22 protein-coding genes and 2 pseudogenes are annotated in these 24468 nt (G+C 66.4%); 10 read left to right on the forward strand and 14 right to left on the reverse strand.

Going from position 1 to position 24468, the window contains the following annotated elements; all coding sequences use genetic code 11:
- Positions 1-110: 110 nt before the first annotated feature.
- On the forward strand, positions 111-524 hold the full coding sequence (locus tag ACZ5QD_RS01030) for a hypothetical protein (protein WP_006897557.1): 414 nt from the start codon (positions 111-113) through the stop codon (positions 522-524).
- Between the two features lie 74 nt (positions 525-598).
- Positions 599-817, forward strand: a pseudogene (locus ACZ5QD_RS01035) (aquaporin); the annotation flags it as partial.
- 689 nt (positions 818-1506) lie between these two features.
- Here ACZ5QD_RS01035 and ACZ5QD_RS01040 read toward each other — a convergent pair.
- Positions 1507-2232 (reverse strand): GAP family protein, encoded by a 726-nt coding sequence (locus ACZ5QD_RS01040; RefSeq protein ID WP_464367029.1) that lies wholly within the window; start codon positions 2230-2232, stop codon positions 1507-1509.
- Positions 2202-3149, reverse strand: a complete 948-nt coding sequence (locus ACZ5QD_RS01045) for a DUF1214 domain-containing protein (RefSeq protein ID WP_464367030.1) — start codon at positions 3147-3149, stop codon at positions 2202-2204. Before ACZ5QD_RS01045 ends, ACZ5QD_RS01040 begins: the two co-directional genes overlap by 31 nt.
- Before the next feature lie 115 nt (positions 3150-3264).
- Here ACZ5QD_RS01045 and ACZ5QD_RS01050 point away from each other — a divergent pair, with 115 nt between their 5' ends.
- Complete coding sequence (locus ACZ5QD_RS01050) at positions 3265-3696, forward strand: hypothetical protein (protein WP_464367031.1); 432 nt, start codon at positions 3265-3267, stop codon at positions 3694-3696.
- Here ACZ5QD_RS01050 and ACZ5QD_RS01055 read toward each other — a convergent pair.
- Positions 3693-4079, reverse strand: a complete 387-nt coding sequence (locus tag ACZ5QD_RS01055; RefSeq protein ID WP_464367032.1) for a transposase — start codon at positions 4077-4079, stop codon at positions 3693-3695. The two genes, ACZ5QD_RS01050 and ACZ5QD_RS01055, sit on opposite strands and share 4 nt — an antisense overlap.
- A gap of 134 nt (positions 4080-4213) precedes the next feature.
- Between ACZ5QD_RS01055 and ACZ5QD_RS01060 the strand changes: the two genes are divergently transcribed.
- The 3 genes from ACZ5QD_RS01060 (at position 4214) to ACZ5QD_RS01070 (ending at position 6718) form a co-directional block, all read left to right on the forward strand.
- Positions 4214-5512, forward strand: coding sequence for an IS256 family transposase (locus ACZ5QD_RS01060; protein ID WP_156479494.1), 1299 nt, complete (start codon positions 4214-4216; stop codon positions 5510-5512).
- Between the two features lie 312 nt (positions 5513-5824).
- On the forward strand, positions 5825-6058 hold the full coding sequence (locus ACZ5QD_RS01065; protein ID WP_464367033.1) for a hypothetical protein: 234 nt from the start codon (positions 5825-5827) through the stop codon (positions 6056-6058).
- 72 nt (positions 6059-6130) lie between these two features.
- On the forward strand, positions 6131-6718 hold the full coding sequence (locus ACZ5QD_RS01070; RefSeq protein ID WP_464367034.1) for a hypothetical protein: 588 nt from the start codon (positions 6131-6133) through the stop codon (positions 6716-6718).
- Between the two features lie 521 nt (positions 6719-7239).
- Here ACZ5QD_RS01070 and ACZ5QD_RS01075 read toward each other — a convergent pair.
- Positions 7240-8895 carry a recombinase family protein gene (locus tag ACZ5QD_RS01075; RefSeq protein WP_464367035.1) on the reverse strand — a complete coding sequence of 552 codons (1656 nt, stop codon included), beginning with the start codon at positions 8893-8895 and terminating at the stop codon, positions 7240-7242.
- 89 nt (positions 8896-8984) lie between these two features.
- On the opposite strand from ACZ5QD_RS01075, the pseudogene ACZ5QD_RS01080 reads away from it, so the two are divergent.
- Positions 8985-9562, forward strand: a pseudogene (locus ACZ5QD_RS01080) (aquaporin); the annotation flags it as partial.
- A gap of 4 nt (positions 9563-9566) precedes the next feature.
- Positions 9567-10415: an alpha/beta hydrolase gene (locus ACZ5QD_RS01085; protein WP_464367036.1), complete on the forward strand. Its 849-nt coding sequence runs from the start codon at positions 9567-9569 to the stop codon at positions 10413-10415.
- A 22-nt stretch (positions 10416-10437) separates the two neighbouring features.
- On the opposite strand, the gene ACZ5QD_RS01090 is transcribed toward ACZ5QD_RS01085, so the two are convergent.
- The 9 genes from ACZ5QD_RS01090 to ACZ5QD_RS01130 form a co-directional block, all read right to left on the reverse strand.
- Positions 10438-11295: an SDR family NAD(P)-dependent oxidoreductase gene (locus ACZ5QD_RS01090; RefSeq protein WP_464367037.1), complete on the reverse strand. Its 858-nt coding sequence runs from the start codon at positions 11293-11295 to the stop codon at positions 10438-10440.
- A complete protein-coding gene (locus ACZ5QD_RS01095) occupies positions 11292-11453 on the reverse strand; it encodes a hypothetical protein (protein ID WP_006897552.1) in 162 nt (53 codons plus the stop codon). Before ACZ5QD_RS01095 ends, ACZ5QD_RS01090 begins: the two co-directional genes overlap by 4 nt.
- Before the next feature lie 117 nt (positions 11454-11570).
- On the reverse strand, positions 11571-13064 hold the full coding sequence (locus ACZ5QD_RS01100; protein ID WP_045536899.1) for a serine/threonine-protein kinase: 1494 nt from the start codon (positions 13062-13064) through the stop codon (positions 11571-11573).
- Between the two features lie 8 nt (positions 13065-13072).
- A complete protein-coding gene (locus ACZ5QD_RS01105) occupies positions 13073-13762 on the reverse strand; it encodes a hypothetical protein (RefSeq protein WP_045536897.1) in 690 nt (229 codons plus the stop codon).
- Between the two features lie 113 nt (positions 13763-13875).
- Positions 13876-14496 carry a TetR/AcrR family transcriptional regulator gene (locus tag ACZ5QD_RS01110; protein WP_464367038.1) on the reverse strand — a complete coding sequence of 207 codons (621 nt, stop codon included), beginning with the start codon at positions 14494-14496 and terminating at the stop codon, positions 13876-13878.
- A gap of 9 nt (positions 14497-14505) precedes the next feature.
- A complete protein-coding gene (locus ACZ5QD_RS01115) occupies positions 14506-16761 on the reverse strand; it encodes an MMPL family transporter (protein ID WP_464367039.1) in 2256 nt (751 codons plus the stop codon).
- Positions 16762-16808: 47 nt separating this feature from the next.
- A complete protein-coding gene (locus ACZ5QD_RS01120) occupies positions 16809-18209 on the reverse strand; it encodes a YibE/F family protein (RefSeq protein ID WP_464367040.1) in 1401 nt (466 codons plus the stop codon).
- Positions 18210-18246: 37 nt separating this feature from the next.
- A complete protein-coding gene (locus ACZ5QD_RS01125; RefSeq protein ID WP_006897546.1) occupies positions 18247-19404 on the reverse strand; it encodes an acyl-CoA dehydrogenase family protein in 1158 nt (385 codons plus the stop codon).
- 50 nt (positions 19405-19454) lie between these two features.
- Complete coding sequence (locus tag ACZ5QD_RS01130) at positions 19455-20072, reverse strand: TetR/AcrR family transcriptional regulator (RefSeq protein WP_006897545.1); 618 nt, start codon at positions 20070-20072, stop codon at positions 19455-19457.
- Between the two features lie 110 nt (positions 20073-20182).
- Here ACZ5QD_RS01130 and ACZ5QD_RS01135 point away from each other — a divergent pair, with 110 nt between their 5' ends.
- A complete protein-coding gene (locus ACZ5QD_RS01135) occupies positions 20183-20803 on the forward strand; it encodes a phosphoribosylanthranilate isomerase (protein WP_039867849.1) in 621 nt (206 codons plus the stop codon).
- A 106-nt stretch (positions 20804-20909) separates the two neighbouring features.
- The gene (locus ACZ5QD_RS01140; RefSeq protein WP_464367041.1) at positions 20910-22412 is read left to right on the forward strand and encodes an HNH endonuclease signature motif containing protein; all 1503 of its coding nucleotides are present in this window, start codon (positions 20910-20912) and stop codon (positions 22410-22412) included.
- Here ACZ5QD_RS01140 and nagE read toward each other — a convergent pair.
- Positions 22375-24441 (reverse strand): N-acetylglucosamine-specific PTS transporter subunit IIBC, encoded by a 2067-nt coding sequence (nagE, locus tag ACZ5QD_RS01145; protein ID WP_062367163.1) that lies wholly within the window; start codon positions 24439-24441, stop codon positions 22375-22377. The genes ACZ5QD_RS01140 and nagE overlap by 38 nt on opposite strands.
- Positions 24442-24468 lie beyond the last annotated feature (27 nt).

A 24468-nucleotide genomic window follows, 5' to 3' on the forward strand; every position in this document is an offset into this window, starting at 1 on the left:
CGTCCTCCTGATCGGATGAGTAGTTCAGATTTGAACGACTTCACTCATCTGAAACGCCATCGTGCCGAGATTTGTTCCATCTCCGCGAAGAACCCGTCATACTCGCAGTCATGGCTATCAATCCGATCGTCGACCGCCCGTCCCGCGGCGGAGATCGTCAGCGTCTGCGGAAGTTGGCTCAGGCCGCTCTCAACGCAGATCAGACGGTGGATCAGGTAGAGGGCATCCTCGGCGATGTCGGGCCGGTGCTCGGCTCGATGGGCAAGACGATCGACGGTCTGGACTCCACGATCGAGAAGCTCAACGTGACCCTCGACGAGCTCAACACCACCCTCTCGAAGGTCGACGAGACCGTCGGCCGGATGGCCGCCGTGGTGGTGCGATTGGAGAAGGTCGTCGGACGTGTCGAGACCATCGTCGCCGTGGCGGAACCGGCGTTCCGGCCGATCGAGATGATCGAGAACGCGGGGCACACGATCGAGGCGATGGGCCGGGGCATCGCATCGCGAATTGGTCTCAGCTGAAACACGATTCGTCCGATTGTGGCCGAGATCTCGTAGTGTCGCCCGACAAGGGGACATCGAACGAGGAGGGCCCTATGACGGAATCCGTCTCCACTCCGGCCAAATGGCTGGCTGAACTGTTCGGAACATTCTGGCTCGTATTCGGCGGCGCGGGTACCGCGGTATTCGCCGCAAAACAGGTCGCGGACGCCACCAACGACAGCGGCGACGTGATGCAGATCCAGGTCGGCGTCGGGTTCCTCGGCGTCGCACTGGCCTTCGGTCTCACGGTCGTCACCATGGCGTACTCAGTCATCCCTTCTTACACCCGGTTGACCTGGACTTTTGTTTCACCGCACAATCACGTCGACTTTGCATGAGGGCTTGCGGCACCTCGCCGGCCGCACATCAGGGGCTCGGAGTCGGTGAGCAGATGCGCGAGTCCGGTCGCGACGCAGGGGAAGTTGAAGTCGCTCATCACCGCGGGCATTCACGATCCCGACCATCACCTCGACGCGGTTGCGGGGGTGCAGACCCACCTCGTGACCCGGTACGACGCTGAGCACACACAGACGAAGGGCCAGCCGACTGGCCCGGTCCTCCAACTATGTATCGGTGGTCGGCCGACCATCCGATCCGGGCGAGTCGACGCTCAACCCCCAGCAGGTTGTACAGCCCGGCAGACTCCGCCGGCCGCAACAACCAAAGCCAGATTCGCTGCCGCCAGGAGATTCCGGTCGTCGAATCCTGGACGGGCGGTGTGAGTAGATTTCGACGACGAGGTGCTGCTTGTGGACGGTCGGATGAAAACTTCGCATTCAACGCCGTTCCAGAACAGGAAGGCACCTCGTTCTGCGCCACGCTCTCTCCAGACCCCGCCACACCGGTGGATCAGGGTTCAGGCCAGGGCGACCGCGTCATGAAACTACGTGGATGCTCTCCTCTGACGCCATCGCCGGGTAGATGGCTATCCCGATGTTGTCGTTCCTCGCAGGCTCGGCATCTATTGGAATGCGCCGATCCCCTCTCCCAGAACCTTGACGCCAATGAACACCAAGAGAGTCACCATGATGACGGTGTTGTACTGGGCCAACCAGTCTCTAAGCCCACCCAGTGCGGTCGCCGTTCTACTCGGGGCGAGAACGGCGAGCAGGGTCGGAATCAGCACAGTGGTTGCGGCGACAAGGCAGAAAAGCGCCAGGACGCTGACCGTCTGTCCCGGATCCAAGCCTGCGCGTCCGACATTCGCGCCCGCAGCGGCCGCAGCCAGGAGGTTCTTGGGGTTGAGGGCCGATAGTGCCAAGCCCATACCGAGGGCGGCGGCGATCGACATCTGGTCGATACGGCTCATCCAACCGGGAAGCTCCGTCCGCTCGCCCGCCGCAGGCCTGGACCGCCACTGTCGCCAGCCCAGCCCCAGAAGTCCCACGCCTAGAAGTAATTGCACGACGCCCAGGATCGGTTGCGGCCCCTCGTCACCCCCAGACGGTACGGCGTCGGCTAGCAACGTGAAAAGGGTCACCGCTACGGCAATGCCCGCGATCCAGCCGATCGCGAAAGTCGATCCGAGCCGAACTGCGCGGGGTGACATGAGCATCAAGATCACGGCGATGATCGGTAACGGGCTGATGGCGATCGCCACGGCAGTCGGTAGAACGGAACCGATAACGGTAAGCAAGATGTGATTCCCTTCCGAGGTCAGTCTGCGGTAAGAGTGGGGAATCGCCAACTGCCGTCGAGAATCTCCGGCCGAGGACGGTACAGGCGAACCAGGTAGTTCCAGCCTTCGGTTAGAGGCAGATAATTCGGCGCAGTCGGGTCACCGCCGAATCGCACGGTGATGGCACCGTCCGCGTCGCGGACGCCGGTCACACTGTTGACGCTGTACGCACCCTGCTCATTGGGTGAAAAGTAACCGTCCTTGTCATACATCGACACCGACCAGAAGCCGTCCACGGGGACCTCGCCGACGGTGATCGTGTACTCGCCGACGGGCAGTCCCGGCTCAACGTTGATGTACGAAGCCTCCGTCTCGGGCAGACCTCCCCACGCGGAGGCAGAGGCGAGTAGGTGACGGACCGGGTCAACTTCGTCTCGTGCGCCAAAGCAGCCTTCGAGACCGCCAAGCCCTTTGGCCAACGTGAGTAGCGCATCGCGAGTCTCGGTGAACGACTCTTGTTCGTATTCGGTGGGGAGGAATTCCCGGTCGGCTGTCGATGTGACGCCGAGTTGGTCTTGCAGGCTGTTGACCGTAGCCACGTCTGCGGGATCTTCGGGGTCAACGAGGATTCGGGCTGCTGCGCACACGAAGTCGCTTCCCAGTTCCCGTGCATTCAGCGTGTAGGTGCCGGCCTGGTGGATCACGCGGTTGATGAAGTGTTCCTGGTTCACCAGCATCACGGAGATGTAGCGGTCACCCACCTCAGGAATGGTGAGGGTGGCACCTTGGGAGACGTCGATGATCGCCGCGCTGTACAGGGTGTCGCGGTTCATCCGGATCACGGTCTGCTGGTCGATGGGGGTGGGCGCACGGAAATGGTTCCAGATGTTGGACGATCCGGCAGCCGCTACCATCCCGGCGAACATCCGGTCGCTCTCGGCTCGCGCGAAATTCTCGAAAGTTACCGCCGCAGCTGCGATGCTCATCTGATCTACCCCTTAGACAGTGTGTGGAGGTCGACTGTAATCGATCTACTCAAGTGGGCCAACGATGGCTCGCTGCAGCGCTGTTTTTGATATGCCGACCTCGCAGGAGATAACAATGATCCGTCTTCGTGGCCACATCGGTACAGCCGCCCTGCTCGGCGCCGTAAGTGTAACCATGCTCGTGGGCTGCTCTTCCAATGATCAGGATTCGGCGGAGCATGAGGCCGCAGCCTGTGCGGCGCTCACCAACCTCGACTCTGTGCTGGCGACCGCCTCGAATGAACTCGCCGACGTCCAGACAGTCGGCGAACTGAGGACTGTCCGGGAGAATGTCCGGTCTGCCTACGAGGAGGCCGACTCCGCCCTCGACAGGGTGGCCGAAGATCGGGCGGAATCTCTCCAGCAGGCCTGGAACACCTTCCGCGACGAGACCTCCTCGGTCGACGACGACACCGAGCTCACTGACGCCCGGGACTCCTTGCTGGAGGAGGCGCGTGCGCTGGCCGTTGCACGCAGCCAAGCCCAGTCTGGACTGTCCTGCGACTAGAGCGTGTCTCCTAATGTGCGTAGCCAGGTCAGGATTGCGCACAGCGTGACGGCGGCGCGGTAGGTGGTCGCGAGTTTGTCGTAACGGGCGGCCAGGGCGCGCCGTTGTTTGGCCAGCGCGAAGGATCTCTCGACGACGTTGCGGTTTTTGTAGATGTCAGCGTCGAGTTTCGGGGGACGGCCGCCACGGCTGCCCCGGCGCTGGCGTGCAGCAATGGTGTCGCTCTTTTCGGGGATGACGGCGGTGATTTTGCGACTGCGGAGCTGGCGGCGAATCGCGCCGGACGAGTACGCCTTATCGGCGATCACCGCATCCGGGCGGGTGCGAGGCCGGCCACGACCCGGTTGTGGAACGTGGACGTCGGCCAGAACTTCAGCGAGCATCGCGCCGTCAGGGCGTGTCAGATGGTCTGTGTAAGCGGTGAGGTTCAACCCTGAAGGGACCCGCTGTAGTGACTGTCAATCATGATGTGAGCGTGGATGATTCGCGTGCAGAGCAACGCCGGCGACAGACCGAGATGGCCAACGAACTGATCGCCTCAGGGGCACTCGACGACGTTTTCGCCCGCATCGATGCCGGCGAGCCGGTCGGCGGGCAGGACGGCCTGCTGAACTCGCTTCTCAAAGCGACCCTCGAACGAGGCCTGAATGCCGAGCTGACCGAGCACCTCGGGTACGAGGCCGGAGACCCGGATGCGGCGTCGTTTCCGAACTCCCGCAACGGATACGCCGCCAAGACCGTGGCGACCGAGATCGGCGATGTGGCGTTGTCGGTGCCGCGGGACCGGGACGGCAGCTTCACGCCGATGCTGGTCCGCAAAGGCCAACGCCGCCTCGACGGCCTGGATGCGATGATCGTCTCGCTCTACGCCGGCGGCATGACGATCCGCGACATCCAGCATCATCTCGCGTCGACGATCGGCACCGACCTGTCGCACGAGACGATCTCGAAGATCACCGAGGAGGTCGCCGACGAGGTCGCCAAATGGCAGACCCGCGACCTCGAGGCGCTGTATCCGGTGATCTACCTCGATGCGATCATCGTCAAGATCCGCGATGGCGGGCACGTGCGCAACAAAGCCGCCCACATTGCGGTCGGTGTCGATATGGAGGGCGTCAAGCACGTCCTGGGGATCTGGATTCAGCAGACCGAGGGCGCCAAGTTCTGGGCCGCCGTATGCGCCGAGCTACGCAATCGCGGGGTCACCGACGTCCTGATCGTGTGCTGCGACGGGCTGACCGGTTTCGCCGAGGCCGTAGAGGCGACCTGGCCGGAGGCGACCGTTCAGACGTGTGTGGTGCACCTGATCCGGGCGTCGATGCGGTTCGTCGGTTACGGCGACCGCAAAGCCGTCGCCGGGCTGCTCCGGCCGATCTATCAGGCCTCGACCGAACAGGCCGCTGCCGATGCGTTGGAGGCGTTCGCCGACTCCGACCTCGGTCGCAAGTACCCGTCGGCGGTCAAGACGTTCCGGGATGCGTGGGAGCGGTTCATTCCGTTCCTGGCGTTCCCGCCGGAACTGCGGCGGGTCATCTACACCACCAACAGCATCGAATCGTTGAACTACCAACTGCGCAAGGTCACCAAGAACCGTGGGCACTTCCCGAACGATCAAGCCGCGATGAAGCTGCTGTGGATGGCGATCTGCAACATCGAAGACAAACGCGCCCGCGACCGCGCCAAGGAACGCGGCCTGCCCGCCGCCAAACGCCGAGCCTCCGGACGACTGGTCGAAGGCGCGGTCACCACTAACTGGAAACGTGCCCTTGAGCAACTCTCACTCGCGTATCCAGACCGTATCAACCATCACCTATAAATCGAATACCTGATCGACTTACACGGAAAAGTTGACAAGCTCCGCCGTCATTTCGTTAGCCGCCGGTGACCACGTTCGCCAGCGTTCGTCCGCGCCCGTCGACCGCGCTGTGGATCTTGGTCGTCAACCCGCAGAGCGGCCGACCGACGCCGTGACCTGCAACGACCTCGACCACCTCGCTCCCATCGACGAGAGCTCGGTTCGGCGCCCGGCATTGAGAGATTCGGCTACCGTGCCGCCTACTTCACTCCGCAGGGCGAGCTCGTCGACACCTACGAGGTCTACGAGCTCGATGGTCACACCAACCCCCGCGTGGACGACCGCCTCAGCAGCCCGAGCGACTCGTCGTACGGCACCTTCCGCATTGCGGCCACTGACGGCATCACGATCCCGGCCAAGGCCGACTATTCGAAGAACGACGGCAAGCACGCCCTCGACGTGCTCACCACCGGTGACGACATCTGGCTGCTGCGTGGTGGCACTGCGCTGTATAAGGCCCGGCTGGTGAAGACCTCCAACGGTGTCGACCCGACCAGCTGCGTCTGAGACTGCTTAGCGGCCGCAGAGCGGCCACCAAGGGGCTCGGTGACCTGTCCACCGAGCCCCTTGGAGGCTTCTATGTCCGCTTTCCCCACCGATCGCTCCGCCTTCTGGTGGATCCTCGAGCGCGCCGGCGGCCCCGACAGCGCCTTCGGGCCCTTCGACTCCGCAGACGCGGCCGAAACCTTCGGCGCGCAGGACCCCATCGCCGACGACCAAGCGGCGGCCGACTCGCTCGGAGACCGGGTCGCCGAGGCCAGCATCGACGCGCTCGCCGCAGAGGGCGTCACCGATGTCTGGATTGTCGGCGCTGACATGGCTGACGTCGACCGCCGCGAGCGTCTCATCGCCGCCGGCCGACTGTCGCCCGGGGCCCGCAGCATGTCACTGGCCGACGCGATCGATCAGCACAACGCGGCCAACTGTCTCGACCCGTCCGACTCCGACTACATCCCGCAGTCGGCTGGCGTGGCCGTCACCCTGGTCGACGCCGCAGCGACCGCCCAGAAGCCGGATAATCCGGCAAAAAGCCGCGGCGGGGGGAGTCTGGGGGGACCCGGGGGGATTACGGGGGGACCTAGAATCGAGGTCCCCCCAGTCCCGCAACCGCCTGACCTGCGGAAACAGGTGCCGCGGGGGGATGGGGGGGATGGGGGACCATTTTGAGGTCTACGCGTATGTGAAAACCTTTTCCGGATCATCCGACACGCATGTGCCTACATATGCGCCGCGACCGCGTTTAGGTCCCCCCCATCCCCCCGCAGTGCCCGAAAACAGTGCCTGAACTGCGGAAATAAGCGGGGGGACCTCGATTTTAGGTCCCCCCCAGGTCCCCCCAAACGGAGCTGCATCCCCCCCAGGTCCCCCCGCAGCGGCCTGAACTGTGGTCCAAACCACAGCGGGCATGCGCTCCATCACCACGTCGTAACCAACCGCGCTGCGCCACGGTCTGTAGGTCACGACGCGTGAGAAGTGACCATGCCTGCAGGGACTACGCCACCGCAGGCTGGTCACCGACGCCGCTTGGCGGCACTCCGCTGCGGCCACGTCCCCAGCCGTGGAACCGCTGCACGCCTCGGCAGGCCCTTCCGCGGATCGTTAGCGATGCGAAACAAAGTGCGGCTTATGTATAGAGAGATGCCCCGCGGCACAGTGCTGCGAGGTCCCGGCCGTCCCGGCTCGTTACGTCATCGACGCCGTGGTTGTGACTCCTCCACGACACTCGGCTGCGCGGGTCCCTGCTGCATCCACACCGCGGCCATGGCCTCTGGCAGGTCACTGAGCCCCGCTGCTGTCCATGCACCGATGGACTTCAACCGCGCCAGCTCCGCGATGGGCCGCAGCAGCACACCGCCGCCCAGGTCCGGCTCTTTCATCGCAATCTCGATGTCGTCGACCACCGTCCGGGCACCCTCGCTGTGGGAGAACCACCTCATCGACACACTTTCTCGCAACCACACGTTGCGCTCCTCCAGCGGGGCTGTCGCCCACCAGTCACCGAAGTTCTGCCCGGTGCCCTCGTATCGCCACTGCGCGGGCTCCTGCGGCATCGCCGCCAACGTCTCACGGCGCGTGGCCAGCGCCGCGATCCGCTCATCCAGCCGCGCCCGCTGCGGTGTGCCTCTGCGGTATGCACCGGTGCCGACGAGGTCGGCGAGGTCAGCCAGTGCCTCGTCCACCTCCGCGAGCTCGTCGCTGTGGTCGCTGCCCTCGAACCAGACCCTGCGCATCCGTTCCATGTCGCCGAGCACGCTCAGCAGGCGGTCCTCGAGTGTCTGCTCGGCCAGCTCCAGTGGGATGCTGCGGTTCTCGCACGTGGCTGCGTACTGCGCCGAGGCGCAGCGGTATCGGGGCCGGCGCCCCTGGCCGCCCTTGAGCCGGTACGCGCCTCGGCCGCACACGCCGCAGACCAGCACGCCGGTGAGCAGGCCTTGGGTTCGCACGGTCGGCTCCCTCCGGTTCTCCCTGCTCTTCAACTCCTTGGCCACACGGTCGAACATCGTCCGCGTGAGGATCGGCTCGGCCCGCACCAGCGGCCTACCGCTGTCGTCGGTCAGCACCCGCTCCGGTCCCAGCACGCGGTGCCCCCGACTGTTGCGCACCGGATTTCCGTCCTCGTCGAGCACCGGCTCCCGGCCGACGACCTGCCCCAGCAGTGTGCGAGAGGTCAGCGCGCGCTTGAGCGGCGCCGAGTGCCACTCATAACCCCGGACCTCGCGGCCGCGCAGTTGCGCGAAGCGATCTCTCGGCGTCAGCACTCCTCTTCGCGTCAGGTCGTGGGCAATCGCTCGCAGGGGCTCATCCGCGAGCACGCGCTTCACGACCTCGTGGATGACCTCGACCTGTTCCGGGTCCTGCACCAGACGCCACTCGCCATCGACCCGCTCCGGCTTGTATCCCCATGGCGGTACGCCTCCCCGCCACCGCCCGGCGGCGAAGTTGTGCTTGAAAGCGGCGTGATTCCGCGCCGAGATCGCTTCCAGTTCCATCTCCGCGACCTTGGCGACCAGCAGCGCGATGATGTCACCGAAAGGTTGGCTCAAGTCCAGGAAAGACTCTGTGGCGCTTACCAATACGATTCGATGATCCTGTGCCCACCGGATCATCTCCGCCAGATCGAGCAGCCGCCTGACGAGGCGATCCATCCGGTAGAAGACCAGCACGTCGACCTCGTGGTGGCGCTCGCGCAACCACTTGCCCAGCTGTGGTCGATCGAAAGGCGTTGTCGCGCCGGCGCTCACGTCTAGGTCCTCGGCCACGCCGATGGCCTCATAGCCGCGTTGCGCACACAGTTCTCGGCACGCCTGCAGCTGCCGCTCCGGTGACGTGGTCGCCTCGGTCACCCGCGACAGCCTTACAACGATCAACGCCCGCTCCGCAGCCTTCGGCTTTCCCCCATATGTCGGACCATACGACACGGTAGTAAAGCCGAACATCGGAGTACGCGGTGGGTCACATCTCCGGCGCCACTTCAACCCCGCCGTCACTCTCGGGGCCGCAGTCGGCGGGCGACTTCCGTGGCGCGACGTCCCCGGATACTGGATCTCGCAGCTCGTCGGCGGTCTGATCGCGGGTGCCGCGATATTCGGTATCGCACAGGGCAAGCCCGGCTGGGACGCGACCGGAAACATGGCGGCGAACGGCTTCGGCGATCACTCTCCCGGCGGCTACTCTCTGGCCGCGGTCGCGATCGCGGAGGTGCTGCTCACCGCCTTCTTCATCATCGTCATCCTGGGCGCCACCGACGTTCGCGCGCCGAAGGGCTTCGGCCCGTTGGCGATCGGCCTCACGCTGACCCTGATCCACTTGATCTCGATCCCGATCTCGAATACCTCGGTGAATCCCGCGCGGTCGATGGGTGTGGCGTTCTTCAACGGCGACGGCGCGCCCGGCCAGCTGTGGGCGTTCTTCGTGTTTCCGCTGATCGGCGGCCTGATCGGCGGCGTGCTGTATCCGCTGCTGTTCGAGAACGGAAAGCTCGCGGTCGGCACTCGGCGTAACGCAGAATGATGGAGTGAGATCTCAAACGCTGTCCGTGGCAGGCGTCCACGGCGTCTCGATCGTCTACGACGTCCATCGTCCCGAGTCCGGGGCGGTGGGCGTCGTCGTCATCTCGCACGGTCTCGGGGAGCACGCCGGACGTTATCGGCACGTCGCGCAAAGGCTCACCGACCTCGGCTACGTGGTCGTCGCTCCCGATCATGCGGGACACGGCAGATCGGGCGGGAGAAGGCTCGGGGTGACGGACTTCCGCGACTTCACCAGCGACCTGCACACGGTCGTCGAGCAGACCGACCGCGGCGACGGCCCCACCTTCCTGATCGGGCACAGCATGGGCGGCGCGATCGCACTCGACTACGCGCTCGAGCACCCCGGCGTTCTGGACGGGCTGGTGCTGTCGGGGGCCGCACTCGTGCCGGGCGACGATCTCCCCGGCTTCATGGTCAGGCTGGCCCCGGTGATCGGCAGGCTGGTGCCGCGACTGCCGGCTACCGCACTGCCCGCGTCGGCGGTCAGCCGCGATCCGAAGGTGGTCGCAGCGTATGAGGCCGATCCGCTGGTATGGCACGGGAAGATCCCGGCGGGTCTCGGGGGCGCCCTCATCTCGACGATGGCCACATTCCCGGATCGGTTGCCGAGTCTGACGACGCCGACGCTCGCGCTGCACGGCGGCGGCGACAGGCTCGCGAATCCGGAGGGTACCCGAATGGTCGGGAGGCTCGCCGGCGGCGACGTCACAGTGAAGATCTACGACGGACTCGCACACGAGATCTTCAACGAGCCCGAGCACGACGCCGTTCTGCGCGATGTGACCGAGTGGATCGCAGCGCACCGTCCCGAGGGCCGGACGCCGCCCGACTGACCGACGCGGGCCGCGCGAGCCGTCAGATTCCGAGACCGGCGGTCAGCCGACCGGCCAGCCGCGGTGACACGGCGGCCACGGCGCGCAGCACCAGGGCGTACCGGGGATAGAGTTCCGCGGGCCGGGTGTCGGCGGCGCGGATCAGCCAGGCCGCTGCCTCATCGCTGGTCAGAGCGGGGGCGTCGGCGTAGTCGGCGGTCGGTGCGATCATCGGAGTGCGGACGAGCGGGAAACCGGCATTGGTGACAGCCACTCCGGTGCCCCGGCACTCGGCGTCGAGCGACCGGCCGAAGGCGGCCAGCGCGGCCTTCGACGCGTGGTACGCGCTGAACTTGGGCATCGCGCCGGCACTGACACCCCAGGTGACGACGTTGATGATGTGTCCGCGCCCGGCCTCGACCATCGCGGGCAGCAGACCGAGAACGAGTTGGACCGGCCCGAAGTAGTTGAGGGCCATCGTGCGCTGGTAGTCGTGGAAGCGCTCCACCGTGTCGAGGGCTGATCGGCGGATGGAGCGCCCGGCGTTGTTGATGAGGATGTCGGGGACGCCGAACCGCGCGAGGATCTCGTCGGCGAGGCGTTTGGCGTCGTCGGGATCCGAGAGGTCCGCGGTGACCGGGAAGGCCGTGCCGCCGTCGACGGTGATGGAGTCGCATACCGCGTCGAGAGCATCGGGCCGTCGTGCGACGGCGATCACCGTGGCGCCGCGCGCTGCGAACAGCCGCGCCGCGGATTCACCGATCCCGGAGGAAGCGCCGGTGATGACGACGGTGGCGCCGTGCAGGTCGCGCTGCCGCCCACCGAGCATGTGCCGGAGTTCATCGAGGGTCTGCGGCGGATTCAGCAGGGCGCTACGGACGGCGTGCAACATCGGATTCACTTGTACTGCTTGATGACTCGGAGAGCTTCCTCGGCGTCGACATTCTTGGCCACGAGCTTGCCGTTCTTGACCTTTCGGATGCTGTAACGGTCACGTTTCTTCGCGTCGGCGACGTGGAGTCCGGCCTTCTTGGCCTTCTTGTTGAGATCTTCCAGCACAGCAGGATGGTAACGCCTCAAGGTGAACGCCTTCGACCGGTCGGCGACTCGAGTCGGGCCGGGGTGCATCGCCGCAGGTCGTGGCGGGTTCCGGTGAATCGGTGACGCGCTGACTCCTCAGCAGATGTCGGTACCGACGGGCGTCACGTCATCGAGACGTCGCGTGTACGCTCCGCCGCCGAGGCGCGAGGTGGTGGCGCATGCGGCGGCCGGTGACGAACCGGGGTAGTAGACGGCGTAGACGGGGTTCCCGTTCTCTGACTGTTTGAGCGATGCGCAGGAGTGATCGGTACGCAGATAGGCGGCACCCGGGTACCGGGCGAGCGCCGCGGCGATCTCAGCCGCATATGCACCCGGCGTGACCGCGTTGTAGACGACGGTGACGGCCTGCCCGTTGCACGACGGCCGGCTGATCGGTGTCGGCAGGCCCAGATCTCCGGCGCCGAGGCCGGGGACGGGACTGACTTCGTCGACCGGCGTCGGCTCCGCGTGAGCCGATTCGGTCAGTGTGGACTCCGATCGATCGCCCGTGCCGTCGACCGTCCCCGTGCCTCCGACCGTCGCAGTCTGGGTGACCGGCGCGGGCTTGAGGGTGCTGGTCGCCGCGGCCGTATCGGGACCGCCGGTTCCAGACGAGTAGAGCCAGGCGATCGTCCCAGCGGCGAGGAGGACCACGGCGGCCACGCCGGCGGCGATGACGCCGTTTCGGGCGCGGCTCGATCGCGGTGCGGTCGTCGGTGTCGGCACCGGTTTCGGAGCGACCATTGTCGGCGCGTGCGGGGGAATGGGTGCCGCGGGGCGCTGCCCGGTCAGGGCCGCTCGGGCGGCAGCGGCGAACGCACCCGCGGACGCGATTCGGTCGGCCGGGTCTTTGGCGGTGCCCGCGGCGATGACGGCGTCGAACGGTGTGCCCGTGGGTGGCACCGGACCACTCAGGTGGCCGGCGATGACCTGTTCGATGCTCGTCGACGGATAGGGCGTGGAACCGGTGAGGCACTCGTACAGGACACAGGCCAAGGCGTACACGTCGCTGCGCGGGCTGACCGGAGTCTCGGAGCCGAACCGTTCGGGCGCCATGTATGCGAACGAACCGATCGCCATTCCCGTCGACGTGAGACGAGTCTGACCGGCGGCTTGGGCGAGTCCGAAATCGGCGAGGTACGCGAAGTCCCGGCCGTCGAGCAGGATGTTCTCGGGCTTCACGTCTCGATGCAGCAGACCGGAGGCGTGTGCGGCGTCGAGCGCCGCAGCGACCTGTTCGATCACATGGACGGCCAGGCCGGGATCGCGCAGACCGTCGTCGATCCGCGCGCGGAGGTCGCGACCGTGCACGATCCGCATGTCGAGGAAGAGCCGACCGTCGATCTCACCGAAGTCGTGGATCGGAATGATGTGCGGGTCGTTCAGCCTGGCGACGGTCTGTGATTCGCGCATGAAGCGCGCTCGGAAGGCCTCGTCGCCGGCGAGGCCGGGAGGTAGGAGTTTGAGTGCCACCGTCCGGTCCTTGACAGTGTCGATCGCCTCGTACACCTCGCCCATCCCGCCGCGGCCGAGGAGTCGGACGAGCCGATACGGCCCGATGGTCGAATCGGATCGGTCAGCACTGGTCATCGGCGTCCTCAACTGTCGGGGCGGGCCGGTCCCTCCAATGCGACGCGCAGCCGCTGCTCCAATTCCGCGGCGCCGGCCGCGGGGAGGTCGATCAGCCCGTCGAGTTCCCGCCGCGCCCGAGCATAAGCCTGCTGTCGTTCCTGCGGACTCGCAGCCTCGTCGCCCGCCAGATTCAGCAGCCGCTGGGCACGGGCGAGACGTTCCTGCTCGGCCGGATTGAAATCGCCGCGCCTGCGCCTGCGCGCCTCCTTCTCGGCCACGTCGAGTGCTGTCGCGTAATCGTGGACGGCGTCGCGATAGCGTTCGACGGCCTCGGGTGAGGTGTCGTCGGGAGACGGACGCAGCAGTTCGGCGCGGCTGCGCGCGCGATGGAACTCCGCGGTCAGCGGTTCGCGCAGGTCGACGAGCATCGGGTAGTCGAGGATGGTCGCCAGATCCGTCTCGTACCCGAACCATCGACCGTCGGTGGTCTGGTGCTCGGTGACCGCGCGACGCAGATCGCGCTCGAGCGATTCGGCATCCACCCGGGCCCGGCTCTGGGCCCGGGCGAGCGCGACCTTGGCCTCCTGCCGCAGGCGGTAGCGCTCGAGCCGTCGCTCGGCGCGACGCTCGTTCCATGCCCCGAGCGCACGTACGGCACCGCCGATCGTTCCGCCGAAGACGAAGATCAACCACCAGTAGTGTCCGATCGCACCCATCACGCCACCCACGGATTCAGCGTACTGCGGACGCGGCCGAGATACCGGTCTCGAGCGGGGCGCCGACCGCACCGGGTAGCCGGAGCCCCATCCGCCGACCCACAGCCGACCCGTCAGACCGGCAGCCCCTGCTCCATCAGGTCGAGGGCTGCGAGGCATTCGTCGAGTGAGGCCAGGCCGGTGCGGGTGATGTCGGTGAGATGGAACATCACTCCAGAGACTGCGGAGACGAACACGCGGAGCCGGAAATCGTCGTGCGCGACGCCGAGATAGTCGGCGAAGTAGTCGGTCGCCGCTGAGATCACGCGGTCGGACTCGAACTGGTACGTCGCGCGCAGGCTCGGCTCGCTGTGCAGAATCCGGAGCCGTTCGGGATTGGCCGCCCATTCGTCCTTCTCCGCGATCCGGTACATCCGCGTGATGAGTTCGCGGACGAGACCGAAGTGGCTCAGACCGGCGGGGATCTCCTGGAGGATCGCGTCGCGCTCGTCATCCAGGTCGTCGCTGATGATGACCTGTTCCTTCGACTGGAAGTAGCGGAAGAACGTGGTGTGCGAGACATTCGCCGCCTCGGCGATCTGCGCGACGGTGGTCGCCTCGTAGCCGTTCCGGTCGAAGAGCTCGAGTGCTGCCGCCCGGATGTCGGCCCGAGTCCGGGCCTTCTGGCGTTCGCGTAAACCGGGCCGCGGCCCCGAGGAGGTCCTCGGGGCCGCGGCGTTCGGATTGTCGTTCATGTCCGTACTCTATGCCGTCCCGCTCGGGCTCGGCTCGGGGCTGTCGCCGCCCACCGCCACCGGTGTCTCGGTCGAGGGCAGGCCGCGGTCGCGGACCTTCTCGCCTTCGATGTCGAAGTTGAGGACCAGCTTGTCGAGCCAGCGGGGCAGACCCCACGCGCGGTTGCCGAGCAACGCCAGCAGGCCCGGAACGATGACCATTCGGACGAGGAAGGCGTCGAAGAAGACGGCGATCGCGAGGGCGAAGCCCATCATCTTGGCGGTCGTGTCCGGCGACAGCATGAACGCGGCGAAGACGCTGATCATGATGACTGCGGCGGACACCACCACGCGGGCGCCGTGGCGGTAGCCGGCGACGATCGCGTCCTTCGCGCTCATGCCGTGAATGAACTCTTCACGCATGCGGGTCACCAGGAACACCTGGTAGTCCATCGCGAGGCCGAAGACGACGCCGATCAGGAAGATCGGCAGGAACGACAGCAGCGGCTTGGTGTGGTCGATCAGGCCGAAGGTGCCGTCGGTGAAGATGGCCGTGGTGATGCCGAACGTCGCCAGCATCGAGAACACGAAACCGATGGTGCCGATCAGCGGAACCCAGATGGAGCGGAAGACCCCGATCATGATCAGGAAGGCCAGACCCACCACGACGACGAGGTAGGGGATCAGTGCCTTGTCGAGCTTCGCCGAGAGATCGGACATGATCGCCGTCTGGCCGCCGACATGAATCTCCGCTCCCTGTGCCTCGACCGCCCCGGAGGTGTCGCGGATGGCCTCGACCAGGTCGTGAGTCTGCGGCGAGGACGGCGAACTGAGCGGCGTGACGATGATCATCGCCGAATCCGCGCCCGCGTTCGGGTTCTGCGGGGACGGGCCGTTGCCGGTCCAGGAGACCATTTCCGGCGCCGCGACGCCGGGCAGCGCCTTGATCTTGGCGACGGCCGTGTTCGCCGCCGCGTCGATGGTGCCCTCGTCGGTGTGCATCACGACCACCAGCGGACCTGCGACACCGGCGCCGAAGCCCTTCGCCATCAACTCCTGTCCGGCCACCTGGTCGTCGGTGACGGTGTCCATGCCGAGGGTCATGTTCTTGATCGGGATGGCCGCGACGATCAGAATCGCGAGGCCGGCGACGACGAACGGAATCGGCTTGTTGACCAGAGTCCGGCCGAACTTGACTCCGAGGGAGTCGGAGTCCTTCGATTCCTCGGCGTGCCTGATCCACGGAATCCGGGGTGTGAAGGCGAAGCGACCGAAGGCGCCCAGCAGCGCCGGAATGAAGGTCAGCGCGGCCAGGACGGCGACGAGGATGGCCACGGCCGCGCCGAGGCCCATCTGGGTGATGATCGGGATACCGATGACCATCAGGGCGGCCACCGCGATGATCACCGTCAGGCCGGCGAAGACGACCGCAGATCCGGCGGTGCCGACGGCGCGGCCCGCGGCGTCGGCTCGGTCACCGCCTCGCGCGGCTTCGGACCGGTAGCGCGAGACGATGAACAGTGCGTAGTCGATCGAGACCGCGATTCCGAGCATGGTGATGATCGCCGTGGCGGCCTGATTGATGGAGAGGACCTCGGCTGAGAGAGTCACGAGCATCATCGTGAGTCCGACGCCGACGATGCCGGTCACCAACGGGATGAAGGCCGCGATGAGCGCGCCGAAGGCGATGATCATGATGACGAAGGCGATGGCGAAGCCGATCAGCTCGGCCTTGCCCGCGGGCTCCTGCGCCGACATGACGCCGCCGGTGGCCTCGACCTTCAGGCCGTCGCCGCGATGCTTCTCCAGCACGTCGAGCAGCTGATTCTTGGTCGCGACGTCCACGTCCATCAGATTGATCTTCTGGTGAACGCTGATCAGCCCGATCTTGCCGCCGTCGCCGATGACGGCGGAGGCCATCTCCGGTTTGGCGGCCGCGACGGCGAGCGGGTCGAAGACCGTCCCGGCGTCAACCTCGTCGAGCGTCTTGAGGTCGGCGACCAGCGACTGAATCTCGTCGGCATGGCGGGCGAGACCGTCGTCCGCCGCGACGACGACGACCGTCGACGGTTCCTCCTGCTGCTTGTTCTGCGCGGGGAAGTTCTCCTGCAGCTGCTCCATCGCGACGCCGCCGTCCGTGCCCGGCAGGTCGAAGTCCTGCGCGAACTTCGGCTGCAGTGCGCCGACGGCTCCCGCGACGATCACAAGCGCGGCCACCCAGGTGGCGAGCACCCACCATTTGTGCCGGAATGAGAACCGTCCGACGCGGTAGAGAATCGATGACATGCTAACGATTGTTAGTCAGTACCACTTTCCGTGCAAGGTGAACTCGTTCACTTCTCCGTTGCCTGTGCGCCCGGCCTCACAAGTGCCGCGGCGATCGCGGTGGTGAGCGGCACGCTGCCCGCGAGAGCGATGCCGCCGACGAAGGCGCGCGCCAGTTCGATCGCGACTTCCTCGCTGGTGATCAGTGAGCTGAAGGGCTGAGCCGCCACCGAGAACAACAGGAGCAGGGGCAGGGCGCTGCCCGCATAGGCGAAGACGAGCGTGTACACCGTCGAGGCGATGTGGTCCCGCCCGACGCGCATCGCCGAGCGGAATGCCCCGAGGCGGGTCTGTCCCGGAATCGCGGCGAGCTCGAAGGTCGCCGACGCCTGGGTGATCGTCACGTCGTTGAGGACTCCGATGGTGCCGATCACGAATCCGGCCAGCAGCAGTCCGTTGAGGGAGATGGTGCCCTGGTAGAACTGCAGATTGGCGGTTGATTCGGCCGACAGTCCGGTGAGACTCATCGTCGATATCGCCAGACGGCTCAGGACGGTCGCGAGGACGAGTGAGGCCAGCGTGCCGAGCAGAGCCGAACTGGTCCGCAGATTGAAGCCGTGCGCGAGATAGAGGACGGCGAACAGGATCGCGGCCGCCGAGACCACCGCCACGCCGACCACGGAATGCCCGTCGAGGATCGATGGCAGAGTGAAGAAGCCGAGGACCACGAAGGCCACGATCAGACCGACGATCGCGCGGGCGCCGCGCCACGTCGCGACGGCGATGATCGCGAGCACGAAGGCGATGGCCCAGACGAGGATGCCGGTTCCCCGCTGGTAGTCGTAGAAGCCGTAGCGGGCGCGGCCGTCCGGGCCAGGCATCGCACTGACGCGGATCGCGTCGCCCTTCTCAAGCGTGGGCTGCCCGGGCTGCGGTTCGTCTGCGGTGGCTGGGTCGGCCGCCGGCGCACCGGGGACGTCCGCAGACTGAGCGGCGTTCGTCGCGATCATCAGGACCGTGTAGCGCCCGGAGTCAGGGCCCGACGTCAGCTTGAGGATCGACGCCCGGCACGGACCACCGGTGGTCGGGACGGTGGGGAACTCTGCGGACGCCACGCCCGTCGCCGGTGACGAGCAGTCGGCCTTGATCTGCGAGATCACCTCGGCATCGGACACCTGGATCGGACCGCCCGTGGCGGATCGGAACTGCATGGGAATCGGGCGGTCGGCGTGGCCCGGCCACAGCACGATCATCCCGATGCCGACGGCGAGTGCGGCGACGGACAGCAGTCCGATCACCACCGGTTTCGCGTAGCGAGTCAGCTGGCCCGGGAGGTCGCCGCCGCCGTGATGATGGCCGTGCGAATGGCCGGAATGCGCCGCCGCGCGCGGAACGTCGGCCTTTCGGCGTCGCTCCGCACGCGGCGGTGGGTCGTCTCTCGGCTCCGGCTCGGGCAGTCGATGGCTCACGCGCCCGAGACTAGAGCGTCGGAGGTCGGATGTCCCCTTACAGACCCATGTCCTTGGCGATGATCGAGCGCATGACCTCGCTGGTACCGCCGTAGATCCGGTTTACTCGGTTGTCGGCGTACAGGCGGGCGATCGGGTACTCGTTCATGTAGCCGTAGCCGCCGTGCAGCTGCAGGCAGCGGTCGATCACGTCGGCCGCGGCTTCGGTGCAGAACAGCTTCGCGGACGCGGCATCGGCGGCGGTCAGCTCGTTCTTGTCGTAGGCCTCGAGTGCGCGGTCGACGACCGCTTCCATCGCGTCGACCTTCGCTTTGCACGCGGCCAGCTCGAACTTGGTGTTCTGGAACGCGGCGACGGGCTTGCCGAACACCTGACGCTCCTGCGTGTACTCCTTGGCGAAGCGGATCGCCGCCGCACCCTGCGCGTACGCGCCGACGGCGATCGAGAGGCGCTCGCGCGGCAGGTGCTGTCCGAGGTAGTAGAAGCCCTGGTTCTCCTCGCCGAGGAGGTCCTCCACGGGGACCTTGACGTCGGTGAACGACAGCTCCGCGGTGTCGGAGGTGCGCAGACCCAGCTTGTCGAGCTTGCGTCCGACGGCGTAGCCCTCCGACTTGGTGTCGACGACCAGGAGGGTGATGCCGAAGCGGCGATCGGTCTCGCTCGGAGCCGAGGTGCGTGCGCAGACGATCACGCGGTCGGCGTTGACGCCGCCGGTGATGAAGGTCTTGGCGCCGTTGAGGACGTAGTGGCTGCCGTCCTCGGAGAGCTTCGCGGTGGTGCGCATACCCGCGAGATCGGAGCCGGTGCCGGGCTCGGTCATCGCGATGGCGAACATGGTCTCGCCGGACGCCATGCCGGGCAGCCAGCGCTTCTTCTGCTCCTCGTTGGCGTGCTTGAGGAGGTAAGGGAGACACAGCGGGATGTGTGCCGCGGAGCCGCCGAGGCTGACGCCGGCGCGGGCCATCTCCTCGGTCAGGACGGCCTCGTACTTGTACGAGTCCACGCCCGCGCCGCCGTACTCCTCGGGCACCTCGATGCCGAAGACGCCGAGCTCGCCGATCTTCAGGTAGAAGTCGCGCGGCACGATGCCGTTCTCGAGCCACTCGTCGTAGACGGGCACGATCTCGGATTCGATGAACGCCCGGATCGTCTCCCGGAAAGCTTCATGGTCCTCGGTGTAGATTTCGCGGCGCATCGCGCCACCTCCTTCTTCGATGGGTCACAGCGGGTAGGGCTGCGGGTGTTTCAGGACTTGGCTCCGGCTATGCGGAGTGCGGCGTCCGCGTAGAAGTCGGCCACCTGGGTCGTCGACCAGGTGCCGCCGTCGCGGAACCAACGGGCCACGTCGACGCTGCTGCCGACGATCGCAACTGCCGCCATCCGCGGATCGGGAGTGTCGAAGACTCCCTGGTCGATGCCGCGGTGGAGGATCGCCGCGAGCACGTCTTCGATCTGCTTGCGCAGGTCGACGATCTGCGCACGGTGGTCGGGCTCGAGTGCGCGGAGCTCGTAGTTCACCACGCGGGCGCTCACGTGCCGGTCGGCGTGGTACATCGCGAACTCGCGAATGAAGCGGCGCAACTGCTCGACGGGATCGTCCGTGCCCGCCGCGGCATCGCGCACTATCCGGAGGATCGCCTCGTGGCCGGCGAGCGAGATCTCGAAGAGCAGTTCCTCTTTCGAGCTGTAGTGCACGTAGACCGCGGCGGGACTCATTCCCGCGGCAGTCGCGATGTGCCGGGTTCCCGTGCCGTGGAAACCGAGTTCGGAGAAGGACGCCATCGCGCCCTCGCGGAGACGCTTGCGCGTCTGCTCGGACTTGGTCGTCGGTTCGTCGGGGTCGACGGCCGAGTGCTTCGCCATGGTTGACCTCCGCTCCGCCGGGAAATTTCTAAGCGATCGCTTATTTCTATCGCACTGTAGCACGGGTTACCGGCCGGTCACCTAATCGCCCGGTGGCTAGCATGGACGGCATGTACGTGAAGGTGTGCGGCCTGACCTCGGAGGATGCTGTCGGTGCGGCGGTCTCGGCCGGAGCCGATGCGATCGGTGTGGTGATGAACGAGACGAGTCCCCGTGCCGTCGATCGCGACCGGGCGCGCGCGGTGGTGCGCGCTGGACGAAGCGCGGGAGGGCCCGGCCTGGACATCGTTCTCGTCGTCAACGACAAGCCCGCGGTCGATGCCGCGGCCCTGGCCGTCGACCTCGGCTTCGACGTTCTGCAACTGCACGGGCGTCGCTACGGAGAAGCGGACTTTCGTGCGGCGGCGGAAGGGATCGGCCGGATCTGGCGCGCGACATCGCTGGTGCACGAGCCGCCGTTGACGGTCGGAGCGTACGGGGAGGAGCGGCTGCTTCTCGATGCGCCGAAGCCGGGGTCGGGGGAGCGCTGGGATCTGTCGATGCTCACTGACCGCGGACTGTCGGGCCAGTGGCTGCTCGCGGGCGGACTCACTCCGGACAACGTCGCGGACGCGATCGCTCAAGCGCACCCGTGGGGTGTCGATGTGTCCAGTGGCGTCGAGTCCGCGCCGGGCGTCAAGGATCTGGCCGCGATCAGCAGGTTCGTCGAGGCGGCGAAGTCGCGAAGGTGAGTCACGCCCGGCCGTGAGTGATTTCTGTCACACCCGGGTGATAGCTTTCTGGTAGGTCAAGAAACATGGTGTGACCAGCTGAAACATTCGGGGGAGGGTGGCAGTGATGAGCGGTCCGATCGTTACAGGTGTCACTTGTCTCGCGCTGCCGGACCGGCCTGCAGAGTTGTTGGCATTGATCGATGCCGCGGCGGTCAAACTCGCCGAGACCTCCCTGTCACCGCAGACCGAACCGGAACTGCTGGCGCACACGCAGATCGCCGAACGGATTCGGCGCCGCTGGGACGGCGTCTCCGCGGCGCTGCTGGTGGAGGTCTCCGACCGCAATGCTCACCGCACCGCGGGCTATCTGAATCCGCACCAGTACCTCTCACAAGGGCTGCGGCTGGGAACCCGCGAGGCCGGCCGGCGGCTGCGGATGGCTGAGGCGATCGGCGAGTTCTCCAACTGTCAAGGGCAGACGCTGCCTCCGCGCAAGCCGGCGACCGCCGCCGCGGTGGCGGCCGGGACTGTCGGTGCCGAACACGCGTTGGTGATCTCGGGCGTTTTGGCGAAAGTGCCCGGCTGTATCGCGCCGGAGGTCAAAGCCCGCGCGGAGGCGGAGTTGGCCGACGCGGCGGCCGGGTTGAATCCGGATGATCTGGGCAAGGTCGGTGACCGGCTGCTCGCTCACCTGGACCCCGATGGTCAGGAGAGTGATCACGTCGACCGGCAACGCCAACGCGGAATCACCATCCTCCCGCAAGACCGCCAACTCATGAGCAAGGTCCGCGGCGCCATGACTCCGGAGTTGCGGGCCAAGTTCGAAGTGATCCTCACCGCCTGGGCCGCCCCCGGCATGAACAACCCCACCGACCCGGACTCACCTACCGGCACCATCGACGCCGACGGCATCGACGCCGAGGCACTCGCGGCGGCGCGGGGCCGGGATCTACGCAGCGCCGCCCAACGCACGCACGACGCGCTGCTGGCGTTGTGCGACTACGTTCTCGCCCACGGCGGACTCGGAGCACCGAACCGGATACCAGCCGAGTTGGTCATCACCGTCACCGACCAAGAACTCGCCGCCCACGCCGGAATCGCCCTGACCGCCACCGGCACCCGCATCCCGATCGGCGAACTCGTGAACCTCGCTGCCGAGGCTGTGCCGCATTTGGCGGTCTTCCGTAATCACACCAGCGAAGTCCTCTACCAAGGCCGCGGGGCACGGTTTGCGAGCAAGGCGCAGCGGTTGGCGTTGTTCGCCCGCGACCGCGGCTGCACCGCCCCCGGCTGCGACCGCCCCTTCGCCCAAACCCAAGCCCATCACGCACCGGACTGGATCACCCCGGCCGGACGCACCGACATCGACGCCCTCGGCGCCGCCTGCGGACGCCACAACCGCGCAGTCGGCACCAACCGCGGCCAATGGGAGACCACCATCCTCCCCGACGGACCCGACGCCGGACGCATGGCCTGGCGACCAGCCACCACTAACGGACCCTGGCGCCTGAACCCCGTTCACCACGCCGGACAAGCTCAGAACCTGCACCCGCCGCCGCGGATGACTCCAGCACGCGCGGCGATCTCCGTCAGGTCAGTTCGACGGTCGCGGACTTGTCGTTCATGACGACCACCGGGGTCACGGTGGCGAAGCCCGCGGCTTGGATCTTGGCCAGATCGACGTTGAGGATCGGCTGTCCGGCGCTGACCGTGTCGCCGGCCTTCACGAGTGGTTCGAACCCGTCGCCTTTGAGTTTCACGGTGTCGAGGCCGACGTGAATCAGCACCTCCGTGCCGTCCTCCAATCGGAGTCCGATGGCATGACCGGTGGGAAACACCGTCACGACGGTCGCATCTGCGGGGGCCACCACTTCGCCCGACGTGGGGACGACGGCCGCACCCGGCCCCATCATGCCGCTGGAGAAGGTCTTGTCCGGGACCTCCGAGAGGTCGACCGCGTACCCCTGGAGCGGGCGCTGCAGAGTGATGACCTTCGCTGCCGGTTTCGTCAGAACGGCGGTCGAGCCGTCGTGCGCGGCACCCTCCTCGGCCTCCGCCTCGGCGACGGCAGCCTCGGCCTCGTCCACTGCTTCCACCGCGGCTTCGACCGCCGTCGGATCCACCTCGCCGGACATGATCTTCTCCATCGCGTCCTTGACGAACTGGACGTTGAGTCCATAGATGACCTGCACCGAATGCCCGCCGGGCTTCATGGTGCCGGCAGCTCCGGCCCGTTTGAGCGCGGAATCGTCGACCTTGCCCGTGTCGTCGATCTCCATGCGCAGACGGGTGGCGCAGTTGTCGAGTTCGAGGATGTTGGCCTTGCCGCCGAGAGCGTCGATGAACTTGGCCGCGGTGCCGATGAACCCGGCTGAGACGCCTCCCTCGTCATCGGCGTCGACGGGTTCGTCGTCCTCGCGCCCAGGCGTCTTGAGCTGGAACTTGAGGATCACCCACCGGAACACCAGGAAGTAGACGAAGAACCAACCGATGCCCAGCACGATGATGATCCAGGGATTCTCGGCCATCGGGTTCTTCCAGTTCAGCACCAAGTCGACGAAGCCGCCGGAGAAGCCGAAGCCCATTCGGACCGGAAGAAGCTGGCAGATCGCCATCGAGATGCCCATGAAGACCGCATGGATCACGAAGAGGAAGGGAGCCAGGAACATGAAGGCGAACTCGAGCGGTTCGGTGACGCCGACGAAGAACGACGAGACCGCGCCGGAGAGCAGGATGCCGTAGGCGATCTTCTTCCGCGTCGTCTTCGCGGTGGTGTACATCGCGAGCGCGGCGCCCGGAAGGCCGAACATCATGATCGGGAAGAACCCGGTCATGTACTGACCGGTCACGCCGAACGTGCCCTCACCCGAGAGGAAGTTGTTCAGGTCGTTGATCCCCGCTACGTCGAACCAGAACACCGAGTTCAGAGCGTGGTGCAGTCCGAACGGAATCAGCAACCGGTTGAAGAAGCCGTAGAGCCCGGTGCCGACGGCGCCGAGATCGACGATGTGCTCACCGAACCAGACGAGGCCGCTGTAGACGAGCGGCCAGATGAACAGCAGGATGAGCGCGACGATCAGGGAGACTCCCGCCGTCACGATGGCCACCGACCGGCGGCCGGAGAAGAACGACAGCGCGTCGGGCAGCTTGACGTCCTTGAAGCGGTTGTAACAGAGCGCACCGATGATGCCGCACAGGATGCCGATGAACGCGTTCTGGAACGCTCCGGGTGCGAAGGCCTCGTTGACGTCCGGGGTCTGGATCGCCAGATGGCCGTTGTCCATGACGAGCTTCTGGCCCTCGGTGATGGTCGCGCCCTCTTTGGCGATCGACGTCGTGTACCCGCGGCCGAGGAGTGTCATCACCGACGTGGGCGCCAGCAGGCTGGTGACGACCAGCCACGACACCAGACCGGCGAGCGCCGACGTGCCGTCGGACTTGCGGGCCATACCGATCGACACGCCGACCGCGAACAGCAGAGCCATGTTCGAAAGCACCGCAAGGCCCGCGGTCTGCAGGAACGAGGTGACGACGTTCGGCTTGTCGTCGTTGATGCCGATGATCCAGTTGGCGATACCGACGAGGATCGCGGCCACCGGCAGGACGGCCACCGGCAGCATGATCGATTTGCCGAGGTTCTGCAGGAATTTCATCATCTCGGTGGGCTCCCATTCGGTCGTGAG

The sequence above is a fragment of the Gordonia sp. J1A genome, from assembly GCF_055393515.1.